This is a genomic window from Nocardiopsis sediminis (assembly GCF_042650565.1).
Lineage (GTDB): Bacteria > Actinomycetota > Actinomycetes > Streptosporangiales > Streptosporangiaceae > Nocardiopsis_B > Nocardiopsis_B sediminis.
In genome coordinates this window covers 430,944-453,072 of sequence record NZ_JBHSBH010000007.1, presented here as the reverse complement: position 1 = coordinate 453,072, position 22,129 = coordinate 430,944, and the positions used below count along the sequence as shown (strand labels likewise).

Here is a 22,129-nt window from a genome sequence, read left to right as displayed (position 1 = left end):
CGAGAAAGTGGCACCATGGCAGTGGGCGAACGGCGGATCAACGGCCACCTCCTGGCCCGGCTGATCGGCACCAGCGTGACCGAGCGGCCCTACTACCTCGCGGCGGGCCGGGCCATCAGCGGGCTCATCCTGGACGGCCGGGTGCCCACCTATACCCGCCTGCCGGCCGAGCGCGACCTCGCCGCCGCCCTGGGGGTGAGCCGCAACACCATCACCGCCGCCTACACGTGGCTGCGCGAGAACGGCTTCCTCGACAGCCGGCAGGGGTCGGGCAGCTGGACGGTGCTGCCCGGCGCCGGGGGCGGCGTGGGGACCCCGCTGATCCCCGACTCCGAGCGCATCGATCTGGGGGCCGCCGCGCCGCCGGCGATCGAGGGGTTCCAGGACGCGGCGCGCCTGGCCGTCGAGCAGCTCGCCGCGCACGTCGGCGGGCTCGGCTACACCCCCTACGGGCTCCCGGAGCTGCGCCACGCCATCGCGCGCCGCTACGTGGAGCGGGGCCTGCCCACCACGCCCGAGCAGATCCTGGTCACCAACGGGGCCCAGCACGGCGTCGCGCTGCTCATGGACCTGCTGGTGGAGCCGGGCGACTCCCTGCTGGTGGAGACCCCGACCTACCCGCACGCGCTCGACAGCGCCCGCCGCCGGGGCGCGCGGGTGCGCACCATGGGGGTGACCGCGCAGGGCTGGGACATGGAGTACGTGCTCGACGCGTTCCGGCAGTGGAAGCCGGGCCTGGCCTATCTGATCCCCGACTTCCAGAACCCCACGGGCGCGCTCATGGACGACGACGAGCGCGCGGCGGTGGTGGCCGAGGCGCGGCGGTCGGGCACCTCCCTGATCGTCGACGAGAGCGTCGTGGAGCTGGCCATCGACTCCGGCGACCAGCCGATGCCCATGGCCGCGCACGACACCGACGGCCGGGTCTTCACGGTCGGATCGGTGGCCAAGCTGTTCTGGGGCGGGCTGCGGATCGGCTGGGTGCGCACCACGCCGCCCGTTGCCGCGCGGCTGATGGCGGTGCGCCAGCGCTTCGACCTGTCCAGCTCCGCCGTCGACCAGCTCACCGCCACCCACCTGCTCGCCGACATCATGCGGATCCGCGCCGAGCGCATCCGCCGGCTGCGGGCCAACCGCGACGCGCTGGCGGCCGCGCTGCGCGACCGGCTGCCCGACTGGCGGTTCACCACCCCCAGCGGGGGGCTGGTGCTGTGGGCGCAGCTCCCGCGGCCCGTGGCCTCCGTGCTGGGCGAGGCCGCCGAGCGCCACGGCGTGCACGTCGCGCCCGGCCCCGTATTCGGCGCCGAGGGGACATTGGAGCAATTCATGAGATTCGCGTACACGCAGCCGCCGGACGTATTGAATGATGCCGTGGACCGACTCGCCGAGGCCTATTCCGAGACCATTGCGCGCCCGGTTTCGGTCCGCCATGACCTGTACGTATAACGCTGCGCCGATGTCCTCCGCCGGATGAAAAGCGAAGATGGTCGCATTCGCCGAAATGGTCCCGTGGGCCGTTGTGCCGGGTGCCTTGCCGGGCCCCGTCGGCCGTGGTCCGATGGTGCCGCGGAGTGACCCGGCACACATCGGATGGGCGGGAGCGGTCTCATGGAACACAACGAGATCATTCGGGCACGGCAGGGTGTGGAAGCGGAGATCGAGGGTCTGACCCTGGTGGACTGGTTCCGCCGGGCGGCCGAGCGCGACGGCGGCAGGCCCGCCCTCTCGGAGTGGGTCCCCGGCCCCTCCGGCGGGGACGGCCGCTGGTCCACCCGCACCTGGGCGCAGTACCGGGCGGCGGCCCTGGAGGTCGCCGCCGCCCTGGCGGCCGAGGGCACCGGGCGCGGCGACGTGGTCGCGCTCATGATGCCCAACCGGCCCGAGCACCTGATCGCCGACATCGGCGCCGTCCACGCCGGGGCGGTCCCCCTCACCGTCTACGCCACCTTCGCCCCCGAGCAGGTCGCCTACGTGGCCGCCGACTGCTCGGCGCGGGTCGCGATCCTCCAGGGCGCCGCGGAGCTCGACCGCTGGCGCCCGGCCCTGGCGCGGGTGCGCTCGCTGCGCACCGTGGTGCTGATGGACGCCTCGGCGGTCCCCGAGGACGCCGCCGGCGGCGACGGCCCCCGCTTCGTCTCCTGGGCCGACTTCACCGCGGCGGGACGGCGGGCCCTGGCCGCCGACCCCGGCGCGGCCGAGGATCGCGCAGCCGCCGTGACCCCCGAGGACAGCGCCACCCTCCTCTACACCTCGGGCACCACCGGCGAGCCCAAGGGCGTGCTCGAGACCCACCGCCAGATCCTCTTCCAGGTCACCATCACCCAGCGCGCCAACCGGCTGCCGCACGGCGGCGCCACGCTGTCCTACCTGCCGCTCGCCCACATCGCCGAACGGGTCCTCAGCGTGTACCTGCCGGTCGCGGTGGCCGGCCACATCCACTTCTGCCCCGACATCGGCGAACTCGGCGCCTACCTGCGCCGGGTCCGGCCCAACGGGCTGTTCGGGGTGCCGCGCGTGTGGGAGAAGCTCCAGGCCGGGATGACCGCCGCGCTGGCCGCCTCACCCGGGGAGCGGCGCGGCGCCATCGAGGCCGCCGCCGAAACCGCCCGCGCCTACATCGCCGACGGCCAGTACGGCCGGACCCGCGACCCCGGGTTGGAGCGGCGCTTCGCCGACGCCGACGCGCGCGTCCTGCGCCCCCTGCGGGCGCTCATCGGGCTGGACCGGGTCGAGTACTGCGTGTCGGCCGCCGCGCCCATGCCCGAGGAGACCGTGCAGTTCTTCGCCGGGCTGGGCATCCTGATCCGCGACGTCTACGGGATGACCGAGAACTGCGGCGCCGTCACCTGCAACCGGGCCGACGCCTACCGGCTCGGCAGCGTCGGCCTGCCCTCCGACGGCATGGAGGTGGCCGTCACCGGCGACGGCGAGATCCTGGTGCGCGGGCCCATCAACGTCGCCGGCTACCTGAACCGGCCCGCGGACACGGCGGCGCTGATCGACGCCGAGGGGTGGCTGCACACCGGCGACATCGGGCGCATCGACGGCGACGGGTTCGTCTACGTCGTCGACCGCAAGAAGGAGCTGATCATCACGGCCGGCGGCGAGAACATCGCGCCCGCCTCCATCGAGAGCCGCCTCAAGGAGCACCCCCTCATCGGGCAGGCGCTGGCCTACGGCGACCGCCGCCCCTACCCGGTGGCGCTGCTGACGCTGGACGCCGAGGTCGCCCCGGGGTGGGCCGCCGCCCACGGGGTCGACAGCCGCGACATCGCCGATCTGGCGCGCCACCCGGTGGTCGTGGCCGAGGTGGGCGCCGCGGTCGCCGCCGCCAACGCCCACCTGGCCCGCGTGCAGCAGGTGAAGAAGTGGCGGTTGCTGCCGGTGGAGTGGACCGTCGAGGGCGCCGAGCTCACCCCCTCGCTCAAGCTGAAGCGGCGGGTGATCCAGGACAAGTACGCCGACGCCATCGACGGCCTCTACCGGGTCTGAGGCCGCCCGCGGGTGCGCCGCCCGGCGCTCAAGCCCGGGCGGCGCACCGGGCCGCGAACCGCACGACCTCGTCGAGCACGTCGGAGCGGTTGGTCTCGTTGAAGACCTCGTGGCGCGCGCCGGGGAAGATCCGCACGGCGGTGTCGTCGCCGGCGAAGGCGTCGATCCCCACGCGGGTGTCGGCGATGGGCACCAGGCGGTCGTCGGAGCCGTGCAGCCACAGCAGGGGCAGCGCGGTGCGCTCGGCGGCGGTGATGCGGGCCAGCTCGGTGTTGATCGCGCGCAGGGTGGCGCGCTTGAAGGGGCCGTGCCAGACGAGGTCGTCGGCGGCGTAGGCGGCGCCCACGGCGGGGTCGCGCGAGAGAGTGGCGGTGTCGATGGGCAGGTCGGGGATGGTCTCCAGGGCCAGCAGCCGGTCGACGGTGCGCCAGCGGCCCAGGACGGGCCCCGAGAGCACCAGGCCGGCGATGCCGTCGGTGTGCTCCTGGGCGTAGCGGGCGGCGATCATCCCGCCCATGGAGTGGCCGATCACCACCAGCGGCAGTGTGCGGTAGGCGGTGCGAGCCTGGGCGACGACCCGGTGCACGTCCTCGACCACGCCGGCGAAGTCCTCCACGAGCACGCGCTCGCCCGAGGAGGCGCCGTGGCCCCGGTGGTCGAGGCCGTAGACGGCCGCCCCCGCGGCGCACAGGTGCTCGGCGACGTGGTCGTAGCGCCCGATGTGCTCGCCGTAGCCGTGCACCAGGACGGCCAGCCAGGTGGGATCCGCGCCCTGCGCGGCCCAGGCCCGCGCCGCCAGGTGCCCGCTGCCGCCCGGTCCGCCGGGCAGCCGCCATTGCCGTGTGCTCACCGTGATGTCCGTTCCGGCCGTGCCCGACACAGGGGCTCCCTTCGTCGACGGTGTCACGGGGCAGACTATGGCCGAGGCGGGCGAGGCCGGTACCGGCCGCGGAACCGGACGCCGGTGTCTTTTAGGCTGTTGCTCGGGCGGGAAGGACATAAGTGGCGTCACCGCCGATACCGCCTGACGGATCCGTACCCGCCGCAGCCCGGCTGCGCGCAACCACCTGGGAGGCGACGCCCGTGCTGACCGACTCCTACGGCAGGACAGCCACCGACCTGCGAGTCTCGCTCACCGACCGGTGCAACCTCCGGTGCACCTACTGCATGCCGCCCGAGGGCCTGGACTGGCTGCCCAAGGACGACGTCCTCACCGACGACGAGGTCGCCCGGCTGCTGCGCATCGGCGTGACCATGCTCGGCATCACCGAGATCCGCTTCACCGGGGGCGAGCCCCTGCTGCGCCGCGGCCTGCCCGGCCTCATCGCCGCCGCCACCGAACTCGACCCCCGCCCCCAGACCGCCCTCACCACCAACGGCATCGGTCTGGCCCGGGTGGCGCCCGCCCTCGCCGACGCCGGGCTCGACCGGGTCAACGTCTCCCTCGACACCCTGCGCCACGACGTCTTCGAGAAGCTGGCCCGGCGCCGGCGCCTCGACGACGTCCTGGCGGGCATGGCCGCCGCCGCGGCGGCCGGGCTGACCCCCGTCAAGGTCAACGCGGTCCTCATGCGCGGCATCAACGACGCCGAGGCCCCCGACCTGCTGCGCTACTGCCTGGACCACGGCTACGAGCTCCGCTTCATCGAGCAGATGCCGCTGGACGCCCAGCACGGCTGGCGCCGCGACGACATGGTCACCGCCGACGAGATCCTCGACCGGCTCTCCGCGGAGTTCGACCTGGCCGAGACCGACGCGGCGACCCGGGGCAGCGCCCCGGCCGAGCGGTTCCGCGTCGACGGCGGCCCGGCCACCGTCGGCGTCATCGGATCGGTCACCCGCCCGTTCTGCGGCGCCTGCGACCGCGTGCGGCTCACCGCCGACGGCCAGATCCGCAACTGCCTGTTCGCCCGCGAGGAGTCCGACCTGCGCCCGCTGCTGCGCGGCGGGGCGACCGACGACGACATCGCCGCCCGCTGGCGCGCCGCCGTCGCCGCCAAGCTCCCCGGCCACGGCATCAACGACCCCGCGTTCCTCCAGCCCTCGCGCCCGATGTCGGCCATCGGCGGCTGAGCCACGGGGCGGAAAATGCGGGCCCGGGCCGTCCGTCCTCCGGTCCGGACCCGCACGACACGTGCCGCGCCGGCGCGGGGCCGGCACGTGCGGACCACGCTGCCATGCCCGGGGTGCGGTGTCATTCACACCCGATGCACGGGTCCTTGACAATGCGTGCACCCGCACCCCGCCGCGGCGGCCCATCCGGCGGCGGGCGGCCCCGACACGCGCCGAAAAGGTGTTGCCACGGGGGTGCGGGTTCTGGCCTCATAAGGGGGCGCGATCGCCAGGGCCGTCGCGCACGTCCGTCCCACCCCACTGGAAAGGGAGGTAGCCCTGATGCCGTACACGGAGACCCCAGGGGCGCGCGTCCCCATCCGCATGTGGGCCGACCCCGAAAGCGTCGAGCAGGCGGCCATGGACCAGCTGCGCAACGTCACGCGGCTGCCGTGGGTGCACGGCCTGGCGGTGATGCCCGACGTCCACTACGGCAAGGGCGCCACCGTGGGATCGGTGATCGCCATGCGCGACGCCGTCTCCCCGGCCGCCGTGGGCGTGGACATCGGCTGCGGGATGACCGCGGTGCGCACCTCGCTCACCGCCGAGGACCTGCCCGACGACCTGGGCCCCGTCCGGGCGGACCTGGAGGACGCGGTCCCCGTGGGCTGGCACGCCCACAAGACGCCGGTCGACCCGCGGCGCGTCCACGGGCTCAAGACCGCCGACTGGGACCGGTTCTGGGCCGGGTTCGACGACCTCGCCCGGCCCGTCCACCACCGGCGCCAGCGGGCGGCCAACCAGATCGGCACCCTGGGAGGCGGCAACCACTTCCTGGAGGTCTGCCTCGACGACGCCGGCGCGGTGTGGATCGTGCTGCACTCCGGGTCGCGCAACATCGGCAAGGAGCTCGCCGAGCACCACATCGAGCAGGCCCGCCGGCTCCCGCACAACAAGGACCTGCCCGACCCCGACCTCGCCGTGTTCGTCACCGGCACCCCGGAGATGGACGCCTACCGGCGCGACCTGTTCTGGGCGCAGGACTACGCCCGCCGCAACCGCGACATCATGATGGGCCTGGCCTGCGGTGCGCTGCGGCGGACGTTCCCGCAGATGCTGGTCAAGGAGTTCATCTCCTGCCACCACAACTACGTGGCCGAGGAGACCTACGACGGCGTCGACGTCCTGGTCACCCGCAAGGGGGCCATCCGCGCCGGCACCGGCGACCTCGGGATCATCCCGGGGTCCATGGCCACGGGCACCTACATCGTGCGCGGGCTGGGCAACCCGGCCTCGTTCAACTCCGCCTCGCACGGCGCGGGACGGCGGATGAGCCGGAACAAGGCCAAGAAGACCTTCACCGAGGCCGACCTGATCGAGCAGACCAGGGGCGTGGAGTGCCGCAAGGACACCGGGGTGCTCGACGAGATCCCGGCGGCCTACAAGGACCTCTCCGAGGTGATCGAGGCCCAGACCGACCTCGTCGAGGTCGTCGCGCACCTGCGCCAGGTGGTCTGCGTCAAGGGCTGACCCCCGCTCCGCCCGGCCCGGGCCGCGTGCCCGGCCGGGCGTGGGCGAAGACGCCGCGGGGGTCCAGGCGCTCCCGGAGCCCGGTGAGGCGGGACAGGTCGCCGGCCGGGTGGAGGCCGGTGGGGTCGGCGGCCCGGCCCGCGCCGAAGGCGAAGTTCACCGACCGGCCCACGGTCCGGCCGGCCACGGTCGCGAGCACGCGGCCGTGCAGGCCGCGGACGGTTGCCGGGTCCGCCCCGTCGACGGGGGAGAGGACCCCCAGGCCGAATTGTGCGGACCGGTGCGGCACCGCGTTGGCGGCCTCCGGCGGGCGGGCGAAGGCGCCGCCGAGGTGGCGCAGCCCCACCACGCACATGAGCGGCGCCTCGGGCCCGGACAGGCGGCGGATGGCGCTCAGCTCCGCCCCGTCCACGCCGTCGAGCAGGGCGTTGTCGCCGGCGTAGGCGTGCGGCTGCTCGGGTTCGGCGTGGATGTCGCCCGATTCGGTGAACGGCATGTCCCGCAGGGTGTCCCTGAGGCGGGGGCCCGCGGCGCGCAGCGGGGCGACGAGGCGCTCGCCCTCGCCGGCGTCGCCGATGTAGGAGACGGCGACGGTGGCCACGTGGCGGCCCCGCATCGGGGGCGGGACCACGGGCAGGTCCGGCAGCGCCACCATGCTCAGCGACGATGTCAGCTCGTCGGGGACGGTGGCCGTCCACGCGGCGTAGGCCTCCAGGGCGTCGTCCATGACGTCGCCGGTGAAGCTCAGGGCGCCGCCGTAGATCCGGGTGAGGGGGACCAGGCCGATCTCCATGCCGGTGACCACCCCGAAGCCGCGCCCGCCGCCGCGCAGCGCCCAGAACAGATCGGGGTCGCTGTGGGCGGTGACGCTGCGCAGCCGGGCGTCGGCGGTCACGATGTCGATGCGCCGGACGTGGTCGGCGGCGTAGCCGTAGCGGCGGCCCAAGAGCCCCATCCCGCCGCCCAGGGTGTAGCCGACCGCCCCCACGTGCGGGAACGACCCGCTCAGCGGGGCCAGCCCGTGCGCCGCCGCGGCGTCGATGACCTGCTGCCATCGGGCCCCCGCCGCCACCCACGCGGAGCGGGCGCCGGGGTCGATCCGCACGCCGTCCATCCGGCGCGTGGAGATGAGCACGCCGCCCTCCAGGGGGCCGGGGGAGCCGTGCCCGGTGGCCTGGACGCCGACGGGGAGCCCGTTGGCGGTGGCGTATTCCACCGCCGCGCGCATGTCCTCGGGGCCGGTGGCCGCCACGGCCAGCTCCGGCCGGTGCCGGAATGCGATCTGGTACCCCGAGCACGCGTCGTCGTATCCGTCGTCCTCCGGGCGCAGCGCGTGGCCGGGCACGGGGGCCGGGTGGTCGTCGCTCATATACGGTCCTTCGCTCGACTGCTCGTACAGGGACGGCGCACTGGCCCCCGCAGCCCCAACGTGGGATGCCGGGTTGGTGCTGCGGGCGAGGCCCGGTCGCGCCGTGGGCTGCACGTTTCCGCGAAAACAGGACACCGGCCGTCATGTTTTCGAGCGATCATGGACGGGTGAAATCCGACCGGTTGCTGTCGATCCTGCTGCTGCTCCAGACGCGCGGGCGCGTCCGGGCGGCCGAGCTGGCCGAGCGCCTGGAGGTGTCGGTCCGGACCATCCACCGCGACGTCGAATCGCTGTCGGCCGCGGGCGTGCCGGTCTACACCGAGCGCGGGCGGCACGGCGGTATCGCCCTGGTGCCCGGCTTCCGCACCGATGTCACCGGGCTGACCACCGACGAGGCGCGGGCGCTGTTCGTCCTGGCCGCGCAGGGCACCCACGCCGCCCTGGGGCTCGACGGCGCCTTCGGGTCGGCGCTGCGCAAGGTCATGGCGGCGCTGCCCGAGGCCCACCGGCCGGCCGCGGAGCTGACCAGCCGGCGCATCCTGGTGGACCCCGGCCGCTGGATGGCCCCGCCGATGCCCGACGTCGACGTCGACGCCCTCTACACCGCGGTCCTGAGCGACCGCCGGCTGCGCATCCGCTACCGCCACAGCGGGGCCGACCGGGAGCGCGCCTACACCGTCGACCCCTACGGCCTGGTGGCCAAGGCCGGCGTCTGGTACCTGGTGGCCGACCACCGCGGCAGGCCGCGGCTGTTCCGCGCCGACCGGGTGGCGGCGGCCACCACCACCGGCACCCCGGCGGTGCGCCGCGACGGCGTCGAACTCGCCGACGTATGGGCCCTGCTGCGGGAGCAGGTCGAGAACCGGCCGGGGCCGGCGCCGACGCGGATCCGGGTGCGGGTGCGGCGCGCCCGGCTGGACCTGTTCCTGCGCGTCGCCGGCCCGTTCGTGTCCGGGCCGGTCTCAGAGGGCGGGGAATGGGCGCAGGCCGAGCTCGTCTACCCCGAACCGGCCGCGGTCCGCCACCTCCTCCAGTTCGGCACCGATCTGTGGATCCTCGACCCGCTTGAGGCCCGTGCCGAGCTGCTGCGCGTGGCCCGGGAGACGCTGGCCGCCTACGGGGCGGCCGGGGCGGGGGAGGGGCCGCAGGGGGTGCCATCCTGAGGGGGAACGGGAGGCGGCGATGGAGCAGCAGGTGCTGGATGCGGTGATCCTGGCCGGCGGGGCGGCGCGGCGCATGGGCGGCGTGGACAAGCCCGGGCTGGAGGTCGGCGGGGCGACGCTGCTGGAGCGGGTGGCGGCCGCGGTTTGGGCGGGCGGGCGGACCATCGTGGTGGGTCCGGAGCGCGACCGGCCGCGGGCGCGCTACGTGCGCGAGGACCCGCCCGGGGGCGGGCCGGTGCCGGCGCTGCGGGCGGGGCTCGCCGAGGTCCGCACCCCGTGGTTCGCGCTGCTCGCCGGCGACCTGCCGTTTCTGGACGGCGCGCTGCCGGAGCGGCTGCGCGCAGCGGCCCAGGGCCGGGCCGGGGCCGTCCTGGTCGACGCCGGCGGCCGCGAGCAGTGGCTGCTGGGCGTGTGGGACACTGAGGCGGTCCGCGCGGCGCTGGCGGTGTACTCCGGGGCGTCGCTGCGGGGGCTGCTGGGCCCGCTGGACCCGGTACGGGTCCCGGCCGCTGCGGGCGACCCCTCGGTCTTCGACTGCGATACCCCCGATGACCTCGACCGGGCCCGGCAGGCGCAATGGCGGGCCGGCGGGTGAGCGGAGGCGGCGCCGAACCGCCCGGGGAGAGGGAAATCGATTTGCTCAGCCGTCGAATTCCGCGAACGGCACGGTCTCGCGGAGAAAACCCCGGGCGTCCAGGAATTGGGTGAGATAACCGCGGTGGTCATCACACGCGACCCACGTCTTGCGGCGATCGGGCGTATGGATCTTGGGGTTGTTCCAAACGAGCACCCATTTCGCGGGTGCCCGGCAGCCCTTGCGGGAGCAGTGAACGGATTCGCCGCCGGATTGTGCCCCGGATTCGGTGTTTCGCAATGATCGCCTTCGAGATCGCCGGGCGCGCCCGCCACCCTGGGAGACCGCGGGCGGTGGGGGGCTGAGAAAAAAGCGACGCCGGGTGGCTACGGGGGCAAACCACCCGGCGTCGCGCACGGTGTTTCGACGGGGGCTCGAAACACCGGCCCAGCGCTTCGACGGGGGACCGAAGCGCTGAATCCCAATGTACACCGACCCTCCCCCGGGTACGTCAAGAGTCTGTTACGACGCGATCTCGGGAGAGTGGGCACGTAAGCGGGGTCAATGGTCCTGAAATCCCAGAAAACCGGCGCTGCCCGCCTCTTCTCCCACCCGTATCGTCCCACGCACCCGCAAAGCGCCGGACCGCCGCACGCCCCCTCTCACCGCCCGACGCGGGCCCTGCGGCGGTTGGTGCGCCCCGGCGCGGGAAGTGGCCCCGCACATACCCGGGAAGGGGGATCGCACCATGCCCGAACACACCTACCGCGTCACCGAGATCGTCGGCTCGTCGCCCGACGGCATCGAGCAGGCCGTCCGCAACGGCATCGAACGGGCCTCGGCCACCCTGCGCGGCCTCGACTGGTTCGAGGTCACCGAGGTCCGCGGCCAACTGGACAAGGGTGGGATAGCCCACTTCCAGGTCGGCCTCAAAGTCGGGTTCCGGTTGGAGGAGCCGTGACCCATGCGCCACTCCAGCCCCATCGGTGCGGGGACCGGTCCGCGGACCGGTCCCCGCACGGCGCGTGTCAGGAGGCCTGGCTGACCGTGGACATGTTGAAGTCCGGGATGCGCAGCGGCGCCATGGCGGTCCGCGGGAAGTAGTCGCCCAGCTCGCGCGAGAGCGCCGGGACGGCGGCCCCCGCCTCGGTGGCGCGCTCCAGCAGCGACACCGGCGACTCGTTGAACCGGAAGTTGTTCACCGCCCCGGTGATGCGGCCGTCCTCCACGAGGTACACGCCGTCGCGCGTCAGGCCCGTCAGCAGCAGCGACTGCGGGTCCACCTGCCGGATGTACCACAGGCAGGTCACCAGCAGCCCGCGCTCGGTGCGCGCCACCATGTCGTCCAGCGTGGCACTCGCCCCGCTCTGCTCCAGGACCAGGTTGGAGATCCGCCCGGTCACGGGCAGCCCGGTCCGCTCCGCCGAGGCGCGGGTCTGCGCCAGGGCCGCCAGCTCGCCGCCGGACAGCCATTCGGTGCGCCGCAGGGGCAGGCCGTTGTCGAAGGCGGTGACGTCGCGCCCCGGGCCGTCGGTGAGCACGAACGGCTCGCACTCCAGTCCCGGTTCGCCCGGGTCGCTGTAGAGGGTCAGCGGCAGCCCCGCCAGCCGCTCGCCCAGCCGGGTGCCGCCGCCGGCCCCGGAAAAGACCGTGCGGCCCTCGGCGGCGTCGTCGGCGCCCATGTTCCAGTACATGTTGACGAGCATGTCGGCGACCGCGGTCGGCGGCAGGAGTGTCTCGTAGCGCCCCGCGGGCAGGTCCACCCGGCGCGCGGCCCACCCCATCCGCCGGTCCAGCTCGGCCTGGAGCGCCCCCACGTCGATGTCGGTGAAGTCCCGGGTGGCCCGGCCGACCCACGCCGAATGGCCGCCGTTGTCCGACACCGGGGACTTCGCGTTCAGCTCGACGGTGCCCGTGGGCTGGTCGTGGCGCAGCCGCACGCCCGTGGAGCTGCCGAAGAACGTGGAGGTGACGTCGTGCTCGGCGTAGCCGTAGAGGGTGCGGCCCGCTGCGGCCGACGCCGAGAAGGCCCGGCCCAGGCCCGGGGCGAAGCCGGCGAACACCGCGATGTCGGTGGCGGCGGCCGGGGCGTCCCAGTCGCCGCCCGTGCCGGCCTCGGCCGGCCCGGCGAGCGGGCGGGCGTCGGCCATGGGCGCGGCCTCGGCACTGGCCGCCTCGGCGGCGGCCACCAGATCGGGGAGCTCGTCGTCGCGCAGCCCGCTGCGCGCCCGGACGCCGACGGAGACCGCGTCGCCCTGGCCGGTGATCGCGATCACCGTGACGGTGCGGCCGCGGGTGACCCCGTTGGTGGTCAGGGAGTTGCCGGCCCAGCGCAGGTTGGCCGAGCTCGTCTCCTCCACCAGCACCATGCAGGCGTCGGCGCGCGACAGCTCCAGCGCCCGCTCGACGACCGCCTGAGGGGACGACTGGCTCATTTTCCGGCCTCCTGAACCGTGTTGAGGATCCGCACGCCGGTGAACAGCGCGCTGGGGCAGCCGTGGCTGACCGCCGCCACCTGGCCGGGCTGGCCCTTGCCGCACATGAACGTGCCGCCGAGCACGTAGGTCTGCGGGCCGCCCACCGCCGCCATCGACCGCCAGAAGTCGGTGGTGGTGGCCTGGTAGGCGACGTCGCGCAGCATCCCGGTGATGCGCCCGTCCTGGATCCGATAGAAGCGCTGCCCGGTGAACTGGAAGTTGTAGCGCTGCATGTCGATCGACCAGCTGCGGTCGCCGACGATGTGGATCCCGTTCTCGACCCGGGAGATCAGCTCCTCGGTGGAGGGGCCGTCGGGGTCGGGGGCCAGCGACACGTTGGCCATGCGCTGGATCGGCATGGTCGCCGGCGAGTCGGCGAAGGCGCACCCGTTGGAGGGGCCGTGGCCCTGGAGCTGCGAGATGCGGCGGTCGCGCTGGTAGCCCACGAGCACGCCGTCGCGGACGATGTCGAAGGAGGACGTCGCCACGCCTTCGTCGTCGAAGCCGATGGTGGCGAGCCCGTTCTCGACCGTGCGGTCGCCGGTGACGTTCATGATGGGCGAGCCGTATTGGAGCGACCCGAGACCGTCGGTGGTGGCGAAGGAGGTGCCGGCGTAGGCGGCCTCGTAGCCCAGGACGCGGTCGAGTTCGGTGGCGTGGCCGATCGACTCGTGGATGGACAGCCACAGGTTGGACGGGTCGATCACGAGGTCGTAGCGGCCCGGCTCGACGCTGGGCGCGGCCAGCTTCTCGGCGAGCAGCGCCGGCAGGTCGTCGAGCTCGGGTTCGAGGACCTGCATGTGCTCCCATCCGCGCCCGGCCGGGGGCGTGAGGGTGCGCATGCTGTCGAGGCGGCCGTCGCGGGTGGCCATGACCTCGACGGACGGGGCGATGCGCACCCGCTGCTGGGTGGTGGTCGTCCCGGCGGTGTCGGCGTAGAACTTCTGCTCCTTGGCCAGCCACAGGGTGGCGTCGACGTGGTCGACCCGGGAGTCCTCCAGCATGCGCCGGGACCAGCCGGCCAGCTGCGCGGTCTTCTCGCGGTCGGTGACCTCGAAGGGGTCCACCTCGTAGGCCGACACCCAGGTGCGGTCGGGGTGGGCCGGCTCGGGGGCGAGCTCGACGCGCTCGGTGGTGACGGCCGCGGCCACGGTCGCGACGTCCACCGCCCGGCCGGCGACCTCGGCGGCGGCATCGGGGGTGAGGTCGGTCCCGGCGGCGAACCCCCAGACGCCGTTGTGGACCACCCGCACCGCGAACCCGAGGGTGTCGGTGTCGGAGGCGGACTCGACGGAGCCGTCGACGAGGGACAGGCGCTGGCCGCGGACGCGTTCCAGCCGGAAGTCGGCGTGCTCGGCGCCGAGGTCGCGGGCGCGTTGCAGCGCGGCGTCGGCCAGCCCGCGCAGCGGCAGGGCGAGGAAATCAGCATCGATATCAGGCACGGTTCCCCAACCTAGCCGTTCCGTCGCGGGAGGTGGGCGACGCGGCGGACGCCGGGAGGGGCGCCGGGGCCGCCGGCCTCAGGGGCGCCGCACCCGGCCGGGGTCAGGCGCCGCCGCGCTGGACGTCGACGTGGACGTGGTCCAGGTGGCGCAGGATCTCGTTGTCGGGGTCGGGCGACTGGTAGGGCCACCAGCCGCCGGCGGAGCCGCGCATGTTCCAGATGCGGTCGTCGAAGATGACGTTGGCGATGGCGAGCTCTTCGGCGTGGGCGACCAGCCAGTGGGCCAGGAGCCAGCCCTCGCGGCGGTTCTCCTCGGTGACGGGGCGGTAGAAGACGTCGATCGCGCGGCCGTCGTAGTGCGCGGAGTCGGTGCCGTGGCCCGCGTCGACGCCGCCGGGCTCGAACCCGCCGAGGCTCTGCTCGCCGAAGACCTCGGCCATGGCGGTGCGCACGGTCTCGGCGCGCGGGGTCAGGCCCGAGGGGGTGAGCTCTTCGGCGTCGAGGCCGTCGGTGGCGGCGGCGCGGCAGGTGAGGCTGGGGCCGGCGTCGCCGGGCGGCCCTTCGCGCAGCCGGTCCAGGACGGCCGGGTCGATCCCGGTGGTGTCGGGGGCCTCGCCGCCGAGGGCTTCGAGGGCGACGGCCGTCGTCGCCCGCTGTGCGTCCGCAATGGACAGCCCCACCGATGCGCCGTCGTCGCCGGTGCCGGTCTGCACGGAGCACGGCGGCCCCCACGGCAGCGCCGTGGCGTCGAGGTTCATGCCCACCCGGTCCAGGACCCGGGGGATCGCCAGGTAGGCCCCTGCGGCGAGGACGGCCAGGACCGCCAGCGTCACCAGCAACCCGCGTGTACGACCGGTTCTCGCGCTCATAGGTCCGGACTCTAGCCGCACCGCCCGGGTGCCCCGGCCCGCTCACCCGGAGCGGAAACCCGTTGACTGCTCCCCTCCCTGAAGGGAGGGAACGCCCTCCTTCAGGGTTGAGCGGGGATTTCCGGCTCAGGCCGCCCTCTGGACCGGCGGTCCGGAAGGTCTCACGCCCTCAGCACCGGCAGGGTACAGACCAGCCCTGACGAGCATCACGCGGGCGGAGTTCTTGTCCCGTGGGGACGCGGCTCCGCAGCGGGTGCAGGTGTAGATGCGCTCACCCAGCGGCAGTGCGTGCTTGGCTCTCGCTCCGCACTGCGCGCAGTCCATCGTGGTGTATGCGGGGTGTACCAGACGGACGTCGCGTCCGTGTTTGCGGGCCATGTCGATCAGGGCCCGTTTGGCGGCGCCGATGGCGGCATCCGCGGCCTTGGCGGCCATGGTGGTCTTCGCGAGGAACTTAGGTTTGAAGTCCTCCACGGCAATGGCGTCGTGGTCGCGGACCACGCGCTTGGCCCACCTGCGGGCGGTGTCCTCACGCTGCCGGGCGACCTTCTTATACTGTTTGGCCCGCAGCCGCTTGGCCTTCTGGTAACCGTTCGAACCGGCCTGCCCCTTCGGCGGCTCGCGCCGGGCCATCATCCGGTCGTACCGGCTCAGCTTCGCCTGCGCTAGTTTTCCGTGCCGGGGATGGGGGAGATCGTGGGCACCGGAGGTGGTGGTCGCAGTCTCGGTGACGCCCCAGCCGACGCCGACCACCCGCCCGGTCGGGGGCAGGGGGGCGTCCTGGGCGGGTGCGACGAACGAGGCGTACCAGTGGCCGAGGCTGTCGCGGTACACGCGTACTGAGGAGGGATCGGCGGGCAGGTCGCGCGACCACACCACGGTCAGCGCGATCCGGCCGGCGAGGTGCAGGCGACCGTCCCTGAGTCGGAAGCCGCGCTTGGTGTAGTTCAGGCTCGGCCGGGCCGTGCGCTTCTTCTTCCACCTCGGCATCCCGGCCCGCTGCCGCACCGAAAGCCGGTTCTTGATGTCCTTCTGGGCCTTGGCGCGGGACTTCGCAAAGTCCCGGATGACCTGCTGCTGCGGCACGGAGGAGCCGTCGCGTAGCCACGCGGAATGCGCGCGGGCCACGGTCAGCATCCGGTCGAGTTGGGCCGGGCCACACGTCAGCTTGTCATCGGGGTTGGCGGTGTTGTGTGCGTGGACCTGCTTGGACTTCGCCACGCACTCATTCCAGATCCACCGGCACCGCGCCCACTCGCCCAGAAGGGCGGTACGGGCGGTCGACGACACACGCAGCCGGAAGGTGTACCGGGCGTACCCGGCATCCTCGTTCGCCACTGGTGTCGTCACGGCGCCATGATGCCCCACAGACCCCAGGGCCCGCAGGGCTTTACGCCTGTTCAAGACCACCTACCACCGGGTGCGCGCCTGCGCCGGTTCCGGCGGGCGGGAAGCCGGATTCCTCCCTGACCTGAAGGCCGGGCATCCTCCGGCCTATTCGGTGACAACGGGTTGACCCCGGGGCCGGTCGGGGGCTACCGTCACCACCACGCCAATGCGAAACATTGTTTCCAATTAACCCGGATCCGGTTTCGCCGCGGCCGCTCACTCAAAGGTGCACCTGTCCCCTTGCTCTCCATCCCGCTCACGAACGTGGAGACCCACCGATGAGAATTCGCACGATCACCGCGCTGGCCGCCGCCGCCCTGCTGCCCGCAGGGCTCTGGGCCGCCCCGGGCGCCCTCTCGGCCGAGGCCGAGGAGCCCGCCCCGATCGTCGCCAACAACAGCACCGCCGACCCCGCCGCCATGGGGGCCGCGCCCTACCTCTACTACGGCTGGGGCAACCCGCCCGACGCCGCCCAGCTCATGCAGCAGACCGGGGTGCAGTGGTTCACCCTGTCCTTCATCCTCTCCGACGGCGGGTGCTCGCCCGCCTGGGACGGCACCCGGCCCCTCGACGGCGCCGACGCCGACAACATCGCCGCGATCCGCGCCGCCGGCGGCGACGTGATCCCCTCCATCGGCGGCTGGAGCGGCAACAAGCTCGGCGAGGCCTGCCAGGACTCCGAGTCGCTGGCCGCGGCCTACCAGGAGGTGGTCGACGCCTACGACCTGGCGGCCATCGACATCGACATCGAGTCCACCGAGATCGAGAACGAGGTCACCCAGGACCGCGTCCTGGGCGCGGTCCGCATCCTCAAGGACGCCAAGCCCGACCTGCACGTGGCCATGACCCTGGGCACCACGGTCGAGGGGCCCAACTCCTGGGGCGAGCGGCTGATCACGCGCGCCGCCGAGACCGACGCGGGCGTGGACAACTGGACCATCATGCCGTTCAACTTCGGCGGCGGCTCCGACATGGCCGGGGCCACCCAGCAGGCGTCGGAGGGGCTCAACCAGGTCATCTCCACGGCCTACGGGATCTCCGCCGAGGAGGCCTACGCCATGCAGGGCATCAGCAGCATGAACGGCATCACCGACCAGCAGGAGACCGTCACCGCCGAGGCCTTCACCCAGATGCGCGACTTCGCGCAGGCCAACGGCATGTCGCGGTTCACCTTCTGGTCGGTCAACCGCGACCGCCCCTGCGCCACCCCCACCGACTCCTGCGGCGGTATCGACCAGCAGGAGTGGGAGTTCACCTCCATCACCGCCGGGTTCGCCGGCTGAGCGGGCGCTGCATCCCGCCCGTCCTGTGGGGCGCCGTCGACGGCGCCCCACAGGCGCGCTCATGGCCGGGTATCCCGCCGGCCGGTCAGGCCGTCATCGCCGCCCAGACAGTGAACAGGCCGCCCGCGATGAGGGCGAGCGGCCAGACGCGGTCCAGCCCGACCCAGCCCCGGCGCAGCGCGTGCACGCCGAGGAAGTCGTAGGCGAGCAGCGCGAGGACCCCCGCGGCGGCGAACATCGCCGCGGTGTGCACGCCGGCGGCGGCCACGCCGAGCAGGGTGATGTCGGCGGGCCCGGAGAAGCCGGCCGCCGCTGTCTCCGGGGGAGGGGCGGTCTCCGATGGCGGCGCGGGCGGGCCGTGTGCGTGCCCCGATCCGCCGGCGGCCACGCCGTGCGGCGCGGACAGGTCGCCCGCCAGCACCGGCAGCAGCATCAGCCCGGCCCCGTGCAGCGACGCCATGACGAACGACCACGCGCCCAGGCGCCACAGCGGCATCCCGGCGTCGGGCGGCCGGGGGCGGTGGCGCGACAGCAGGAGGGCCGCGCCCGCTGCGGCCACGCACGCCCCTCCGGCGGCAGGGAACCAGCGCGAGGCCACCAGGGACCCGGTCGCGGTGACGGTCACCGCGACGGCCGCCACCGACGCGGCGTGCCCGGCCGCCAGAACGGGCAAGCAGCGCAGCAGTGCGCCGCGCCCGCCGCCCTGGAGCCCGCGGGCGACCGCCAGCAGCCATCCCATCCCCGGGTTTGCACCATGGAAGACGCCCAGCCCGATGAGGACCCACATCTGGCCGGCGCTCAAGGGCTGCCTCCTCCGGCGCTGCGGCGCGCCACCGCAACGGTCACACACGGCGACGGGAGCGGCAACGGGCGTGATGACGGGTGGCCGGACCCGGCCATGCTGTGACGAGCATCGCGCCGCAGGGACGGGCGCGCCCGTCCGCGGCGGGGAATAGCGTCCGCACGGCACCGGCTGTCCCTGACGGAGACCGCCGCCGGGACCGGCCGGCGGCGGACGGTCCTCAGGGGCGAATGGAGGCGTGCGTGCGGACATCTGCGACGACCACGGAGGGCGCGGCCGATCCAGCGGAGGGCGCTTCGGAGCGGCTGCCGCGCGACGCCGGGGTCGGGGCCGACCGGTTCCGGCGAGCGCTGGGCGGGCACGCCGCGGGTGTCGTGGTGGTGACCGCCGCCGCGCCGTCGGGCCCGGCCGGGGTGACCGCGACCTCCTTCACCAGCGTCAGCCTGGATCCCCCGCTGGTGTCGTTCTACATCGACTCCGGATCGGGCACCTGGCCCGGCATCCGCGACTCCGCCGCCTTCGCGGTCAACATCCTCGCCGAGGACCAGCGCGACATCGCCGCGCGGTTCGCCACCCGGGGCGCCGACCGGTTCGCCGCGCCCACGCGGTGGCGGCGCGGCCCCGAGGGGCTACCGCTGATCGAGGGCGCGTCGGGGCACATCCTGTGCCTGCGCCACGACCTGATGGCCGTGGGCGACCACTGGCTGGTGGTCGGCCGGGTGGCCGCCGCCGAGACCGCCGCCGACGGCGCGCGCCCGCTGCTGTACCACCGCGGGGGCTACGGGCGCTTCGCGCCGTGACGGGAAACGCGGGGCGCGGGGGGAGCCGCAGGAGGGCCCGGGCCGTGACGTGCCCTCCGGGCGGGTACCGGCCGGGCCGCGGCTACCCCTCTTCGTAGACGATCTCCACCCGGCGGTTCTCGGCGCGGCCCGACGGCAGGTCGTTGCCTTCGCTGTCGGTCTCCTCGGCGACGGGCTCGTCCGATCCGCGCCCGCTGGCCTCGAATTCGGGGGCGTCGCCGCCGAGGATCTCCTCCAGCGCGCCGCGCACCGCCTCGGCGCGCTGCTCGGACAGCTCCTGGTTGTAGTCGTCCTCCCCGAGGCCGTCGGAGTGCCCGATCACCTCGACGGTGCCCGAGACCCCCTCGAGCCGCCCGGCGATGTCGTCCAGGTTCCCCTGCGCGTCGCCGCTGAGGTCGGCGGAGTCGAACTCGAAGAGCACATCGGTGGCGACGGTCACCGTGGTGGTCGTCCCCTCGGTCTTGTCCTGCTCCAGCGGCTCCATCGACCCTTCGAGGTCGAGGGTCGTGGTGGCGCCGTCGACGTCGAGGTCCACGATGGATTCGGCGCGCTCGGTGGTGGAGACCTCGCCCTGCGGCTGCTGGTCCTGCTGGCCCTCGCCCGCGCCCAGGAGGGCCGGCGACAGGGCGAGCAGCCCGGCCAGCGCGAGCGCGCGGCGCCCGCTGCCGTTCACCGCTGCACCGGGACGTCGGTGATGGGCGGGAGCTCGCCGATGTAGAGGTCCATGGTCTCGACGTCCTCGGGCGGCGCCGCGAAGGTGTAGCTGAGGTCGCGGGGCTCGCCGGGCGTGAGCCTGGTGTCGACGACATTGGGGCCCTGGAGCGTGGTGCCGGAGTCGTAGACCACGTTGTGCCGGGTGAGGTTGGCGTTGTCGACCAGGTAGGGGACCGCCCCGAAGGTGCCCCAGAGGTCGTAGAGGCTCTGGGTCGCTTCGTCGCCGAAGTCGCCGGCCGTGACGGTGATGGTGAGCTGCATGAGCCTGCCGCGCACCTGGAGGGCGTGGATCTCCGCCTCGGCCTCGCCGCCGCGTCGCTGGTAGGGCCAGGTCGTCTCGGCGACGACGTCGGTGGTCTCGGCGGAGGTCCCGGGGGAGGCGCCGTCCTCGTCGCCGCCGCCGTTGCCGCCGTCTCCGCCGCCCGAGCAGCCGGCCAGCAGGAGGACCAAGGCGAGCGCGGGCGCCGCCGCCTTCAGGGGGGATCGCAGGTACATGGCTCCTCGGCAGGGGGTATCGGGTGGGTCCGTACGGAAACCACACCTTACGGCCCTGCGCGGACACCCGCACCCGCGTCCGGGTCCCGGCCGGCCGGGGACGGGCCCCGGCCGGCCGGGTGCGGGTCAGGGGCAGAGGGCGTCGAGCGAGCCGGCGTCGCTGCCGACCTGGCGCCCCTCGGTGGTGGGCGAGGGGTCCGGCAGGCCGGTGTACTCCTGCCACTCGGTGGAGTCGGCGACGTCGTCGCCGGCGGCGAGGCCCCCGGGCTGCGGCTGCTGCCCCGGGCTGGGCGAGGGCTCGACGGCCAGGCCGTCCTTGGGGGCGGTCTCCTGCGCGTCCTCCTGCTCCTGGACGGCCGCGGCGATCAGCCCCTTGATCTCCTCCCAGTCGGGGTAGGCGGTGTCGATCTGGGGCGGTGAGAGCTGGAGCGTGCGCATCTCGCCCTCATCGCCGACCAGGTCGGCCAGTTCGATGAAGGCGGGCAGCTTGGACTGCGGGATGTCGGTGCGCAGCGTGCGCTCGGTGGCGCCGGCCAGGTCCTGGAAACCGGTCAGTACCGACATGGGGTCGGCCTGCTCGGCCACGTACTTGATCAGGCAGCCCTGGCGGCCCATGCGGGCGTAGTCGTCGCTGTTGACGCGGCTGCGCCCGTACCAGAGGGCCTCGTTGCCGTTGAGGTGCTGGTCGCCGGCCTCCAGGACGCCGCCCTCCTGGCCGTAGGGGATGGGGTCCTCGATGTGCACGTCGATGCCGCCGATGGCGTCGATCAGGCCCTCGAAGCCCTCCATGTCGACCAGGGCGTAGTAGTCCAGTTCGACGCCGGTGGCGCCGCCGATGACCGACTTGAGGGTGTCGGCCGCGGGGTCGGTGGCGTCGGGGTCGATCGCGAGCCGGCCGGGGTCTTCGGCGACCGTCTGGTAGACCTCGTTGAGCAGGTCGGTGAAGCCCGTGGGGGCGGGGTACTGCTCGGCGAGGGCGCTGCCTTCGGGGAACGGGGCGTTCTCCAGGTTGCGGGGCAGGCCGATGAGCACGACGTCGCCGTGTTCCACGTCGATGCTGGCGACCATCATGGAGTCGGTGCGCATGCCGTAGCGGTTGCTCCCGGAGTCGCCGCCCAGCAGCAGCACGTTCACGCGGTCGCGGCCGGCCCACGGGTCGGCCGCGTCGTGCGGCTCCCCGCCGAGCGCGGAGTTGAACACCGAGGACAGGGTGTCGTAGGCGGTGTAGGAGGTCCGGATCACCGCCGCTGCCGGGACCGCCATGGCCACGCACATCACCAGCACGACGGTGCCCGCGGAGAAGCGGGCGAGGCGGCCGGCGGCGGGCGGGCGGGTGATGGCCCAGGAGTGCACGACCACCGTCATCCACAGCACGGTCAGCGCGAACGCGACCGCCGAGGCGGTGAGCAGCCAGCGCCCCTGCACGATGTAGGCGGCGCTGCGCAGCATGTCGGAGCCGAGGATGAGCGCGCCGGCGATCCCGGTGGCGAGCAGCAGCACGGACACGGCCAGGATGATGCCTCCGGCCCACCACCGGCGCATGCGCAGGTGGGCGATGCCGGGGAGCACCGCCGAGCCGATCGTCCACAGCAGGGCGCGTCCCGTGTTCTTGGGATACGTCGCCCTGCGCGGTTCCTGCCCGTCTGCCATGGGGATCCCTTCTAGCCACCCGTCCC

20 protein-coding genes are annotated in these 22,129 nt (G+C 73.8%); 9 read left to right on the top strand and 11 right to left on the bottom strand.

Annotated features, from left to right (window positions below; all coding sequences use genetic code 11):
• The first annotated feature begins 15 nt into the window (after positions 1–15).
• Both yczR and ACFOVU_RS11090 read left to right on the top strand, forming a co-directional pair.
• Complete coding sequence (yczR, locus tag ACFOVU_RS11095; RefSeq protein ID WP_378532532.1) at positions 16–1,446, top strand: MocR-like transcription factor YczR; 1,431 nt, start codon at positions 16–18, stop codon at positions 1,444–1,446.
• Positions 1,447–1,608: 162 nt separating this feature from the next.
• Positions 1,609–3,492: an AMP-dependent synthetase/ligase gene (locus ACFOVU_RS11090; RefSeq protein ID WP_378532530.1), complete on the top strand. Its 1,884-nt coding sequence runs from the start codon at positions 1,609–1,611 to the stop codon at positions 3,490–3,492.
• Between the two features lie 28 nt (positions 3,493–3,520).
• Here ACFOVU_RS11090 and ACFOVU_RS11085 read toward each other — a convergent pair whose 3' ends face one another.
• Positions 3,521–4,342 (bottom strand): alpha/beta hydrolase, encoded by an 822-nt coding sequence (locus ACFOVU_RS11085; protein WP_378532528.1) that lies wholly within the window; start codon positions 4,340–4,342, stop codon positions 3,521–3,523.
• A gap of 233 nt (positions 4,343–4,575) precedes the next feature.
• On the opposite strand from ACFOVU_RS11085, the gene moaA reads away from it, so the two are divergent.
• Entirely contained in the window at positions 4,576–5,565 is a 990-nt protein-coding gene (gene moaA / locus ACFOVU_RS11080; RefSeq protein ID WP_378532526.1) for a GTP 3',8-cyclase MoaA, read from the top strand.
• Between the two features lie 321 nt (positions 5,566–5,886).
• Entirely contained in the window at positions 5,887–7,074 is a 1,188-nt protein-coding gene (locus ACFOVU_RS11075; protein WP_378532523.1) for an RtcB family protein, read from the top strand.
• Here ACFOVU_RS11075 and ACFOVU_RS11070 read toward each other — a convergent pair.
• Positions 7,064–8,443 (bottom strand): FAD-binding oxidoreductase, encoded by a 1,380-nt coding sequence (locus ACFOVU_RS11070; RefSeq protein ID WP_378532521.1) that lies wholly within the window; start codon positions 8,441–8,443, stop codon positions 7,064–7,066. The two genes, ACFOVU_RS11075 and ACFOVU_RS11070, sit on opposite strands and share 11 nt — an antisense overlap.
• Before the next feature lie 167 nt (positions 8,444–8,610).
• Here ACFOVU_RS11070 and ACFOVU_RS11065 point away from each other — a divergent pair, with 167 nt between their 5' ends.
• Both ACFOVU_RS11065 and mobA read left to right on the top strand, forming a co-directional pair.
• Positions 8,611–9,606 (top strand): helix-turn-helix transcriptional regulator, encoded by a 996-nt coding sequence (locus tag ACFOVU_RS11065; RefSeq protein WP_378532519.1) that lies wholly within the window; start codon positions 8,611–8,613, stop codon positions 9,604–9,606.
• Between the two features lie 19 nt (positions 9,607–9,625).
• Positions 9,626–10,201, top strand: coding sequence for a molybdenum cofactor guanylyltransferase (gene mobA / locus ACFOVU_RS11060; protein WP_378532517.1), 576 nt, complete (start codon positions 9,626–9,628; stop codon positions 10,199–10,201).
• A gap of 45 nt (positions 10,202–10,246) precedes the next feature.
• Here the strand turns inward: mobA and ACFOVU_RS11055 are convergent, their stop codons facing one another.
• A complete protein-coding gene (locus tag ACFOVU_RS11055; protein ID WP_378532515.1) occupies positions 10,247–10,480 on the bottom strand; it encodes a hypothetical protein in 234 nt (77 codons plus the stop codon).
• 448 nt (positions 10,481–10,928) lie between these two features.
• Here ACFOVU_RS11055 and ACFOVU_RS11050 point away from each other — a divergent pair, with 448 nt between their 5' ends.
• Entirely contained in the window at positions 10,929–11,141 is a 213-nt protein-coding gene (locus ACFOVU_RS11050; RefSeq protein WP_378532513.1) for a dodecin, read from the top strand.
• A 67-nt stretch (positions 11,142–11,208) separates the two neighbouring features.
• On the opposite strand, the gene ACFOVU_RS11045 is transcribed toward ACFOVU_RS11050, so the two are convergent.
• The 4 genes from ACFOVU_RS11045 to ACFOVU_RS11030 all read right to left on the bottom strand — a co-directional run bounded on the left by ACFOVU_RS11045 (position 11,209) and on the right by ACFOVU_RS11030 (position 16,320).
• A complete protein-coding gene (locus ACFOVU_RS11045; protein WP_378532511.1) occupies positions 11,209–12,615 on the bottom strand; it encodes a metallopeptidase TldD-related protein in 1,407 nt (468 codons plus the stop codon).
• Entirely contained in the window at positions 12,612–14,099 is a 1,488-nt protein-coding gene (locus tag ACFOVU_RS11040; protein WP_378532509.1) for a TldD/PmbA family protein, read from the bottom strand. Before ACFOVU_RS11040 ends, ACFOVU_RS11045 begins: the two co-directional genes overlap by 4 nt.
• A gap of 103 nt (positions 14,100–14,202) precedes the next feature.
• Entirely contained in the window at positions 14,203–14,970 is a 768-nt protein-coding gene (locus ACFOVU_RS11035) for a hypothetical protein (protein WP_378532507.1), read from the bottom strand.
• A gap of 126 nt (positions 14,971–15,096) precedes the next feature.
• Positions 15,097–16,320 carry an RNA-guided endonuclease InsQ/TnpB family protein gene (locus ACFOVU_RS11030; RefSeq protein ID WP_378532505.1) on the bottom strand — a complete coding sequence of 408 codons (1,224 nt, stop codon included), beginning with the start codon at positions 16,318–16,320 and terminating at the stop codon, positions 15,097–15,099.
• Between the two features lie 317 nt (positions 16,321–16,637).
• Here ACFOVU_RS11030 and ACFOVU_RS11025 point away from each other — a divergent pair, with 317 nt between their 5' ends.
• A complete protein-coding gene (locus ACFOVU_RS11025; protein ID WP_378532503.1) occupies positions 16,638–17,642 on the top strand; it encodes a chitinase in 1,005 nt (334 codons plus the stop codon).
• An 85-nt stretch (positions 17,643–17,727) separates the two neighbouring features.
• On the opposite strand, the gene ACFOVU_RS11020 is transcribed toward ACFOVU_RS11025, so the two are convergent.
• Entirely contained in the window at positions 17,728–18,444 is a 717-nt protein-coding gene (locus tag ACFOVU_RS11020) for a cell wall anchor protein (RefSeq protein WP_378532502.1), read from the bottom strand.
• A gap of 242 nt (positions 18,445–18,686) precedes the next feature.
• On the opposite strand from ACFOVU_RS11020, the gene ACFOVU_RS11015 reads away from it, so the two are divergent.
• On the top strand, positions 18,687–19,244 hold the full coding sequence (locus ACFOVU_RS11015) for a flavin reductase family protein (protein ID WP_378532500.1): 558 nt from the start codon (positions 18,687–18,689) through the stop codon (positions 19,242–19,244).
• 82 nt (positions 19,245–19,326) lie between these two features.
• Here ACFOVU_RS11015 and ACFOVU_RS11010 read toward each other — a convergent pair whose 3' ends face one another.
• The 3 genes from ACFOVU_RS11010 to ACFOVU_RS11000 all read right to left on the bottom strand — a co-directional run bounded on the left by ACFOVU_RS11010 (position 19,327) and on the right by ACFOVU_RS11000 (position 22,103).
• The gene (locus ACFOVU_RS11010) at positions 19,327–19,917 is read right to left on the bottom strand and encodes an OmpA family protein (protein ID WP_378532498.1); all 591 of its coding nucleotides are present in this window, start codon (positions 19,915–19,917) and stop codon (positions 19,327–19,329) included.
• Positions 19,914–20,453 (bottom strand): hypothetical protein, encoded by a 540-nt coding sequence (locus tag ACFOVU_RS11005; RefSeq protein WP_378532496.1) that lies wholly within the window; start codon positions 20,451–20,453, stop codon positions 19,914–19,916. Before ACFOVU_RS11005 ends, ACFOVU_RS11010 begins: the two co-directional genes overlap by 4 nt.
• Positions 20,454–20,579: 126 nt before the next feature.
• On the bottom strand, positions 20,580–22,103 hold the full coding sequence (locus ACFOVU_RS11000; protein ID WP_378532494.1) for an LCP family protein: 1,524 nt from the start codon (positions 22,101–22,103) through the stop codon (positions 20,580–20,582).
• Positions 22,104–22,129: the final 26 nt, after the last annotated feature.

Bases quoted from the DNA above. Each gene is read 5' to 3' on its own strand.
- ACFOVU_RS11045 (WP_378532511.1), bottom strand. From the start codon at position 12,615: ATGAGCCAGTCGTCCCCTCAGGCGGTCGTCGAGCGGGCGCTGGAGCTG.
- ACFOVU_RS11000 (WP_378532494.1), bottom strand. From the start codon at position 22,103: ATGGCAGACGGGCAGGAACCGCGCAGGGCGACGTATCCCAAGAACACG.
- ACFOVU_RS11090 (WP_378532530.1), top strand. From the start codon at position 1,609: ATGGAACACAACGAGATCATTCGGGCACGGCAGGGTGTGGAAGCGGAG.
- ACFOVU_RS11005 (WP_378532496.1), bottom strand. From the start codon at position 20,453: ATGTACCTGCGATCCCCCCTGAAGGCGGCGGCGCCCGCGCTCGCCTTG.
- ACFOVU_RS11025 (WP_378532503.1), top strand. From the start codon at position 16,638: ATGAGAATTCGCACGATCACCGCGCTGGCCGCCGCCGCCCTGCTGCCC.
- mobA (WP_378532517.1), top strand. From the start codon at position 9,626: ATGGAGCAGCAGGTGCTGGATGCGGTGATCCTGGCCGGCGGGGCGGCG.
- yczR (WP_378532532.1), top strand. From the start codon at position 16: ATGGCAGTGGGCGAACGGCGGATCAACGGCCACCTCCTGGCCCGGCTG.
- ACFOVU_RS11075 (WP_378532523.1), top strand. From the start codon at position 5,887: ATGCCGTACACGGAGACCCCAGGGGCGCGCGTCCCCATCCGCATGTGG.
- ACFOVU_RS11070 (WP_378532521.1), bottom strand. From the start codon at position 8,443: ATGAGCGACGACCACCCGGCCCCCGTGCCCGGCCACGCGCTGCGCCCG.
- ACFOVU_RS11035 (WP_378532507.1), bottom strand. From the start codon at position 14,970: ATGAGCGCGAGAACCGGTCGTACACGCGGGTTGCTGGTGACGCTGGCG.
- ACFOVU_RS11050 (WP_378532513.1), top strand. From the start codon at position 10,929: ATGCCCGAACACACCTACCGCGTCACCGAGATCGTCGGCTCGTCGCCC.